Genomic DNA, 324 nt, shown 5'->3' with positions numbered 1-324 from the left:
TGCCGCTCGTGCTCGCCCCGGGGGCCAGTGTCGTCGCTGCAAGCGTGATCGCTCCCAGCTTGTCGTCGTTCACTGCCAAACCGGTCAGGGTCACTTCGCCTGTGTTCGTTATGGTATAGGTATAGGTAATCACCTGGCCCGCTTCGGTCACTTGCGTCACGTCCGCCAACTTGGTGATGTCCACCAAGGCCGCTCCGTTCACCGCTACCGTCTCGGTCGCACTATCGGTCGCTTCCTCTTCGCTGCTCACACTCGCCACGTTCACAATGTCCAAGCCCGCATCTATGTCGGACTGCAACACCGTGTAGGTCGCCGTGCCGCTGG

General features: G+C 61.1%; 1 protein-coding gene. It reads right to left on the bottom strand.

The genetic code is table 11. The features are described from left to right. Nucleotides 1–324: hypothetical protein (locus tag B0E43_RS23325; RefSeq protein ID WP_371454102.1), on the bottom strand; the 324-nt coding region annotated here is incomplete at both ends.

This window comes from Algoriphagus sp. A40 (assembly GCF_002002735.1).
GTDB lineage: Bacteria > Bacteroidota > Bacteroidia > Cytophagales > Cyclobacteriaceae > Algoriphagus.
Note: the sequence above shows the minus strand (reverse complement) of the source record. Positions and strands in the feature narration are given on the sequence as shown.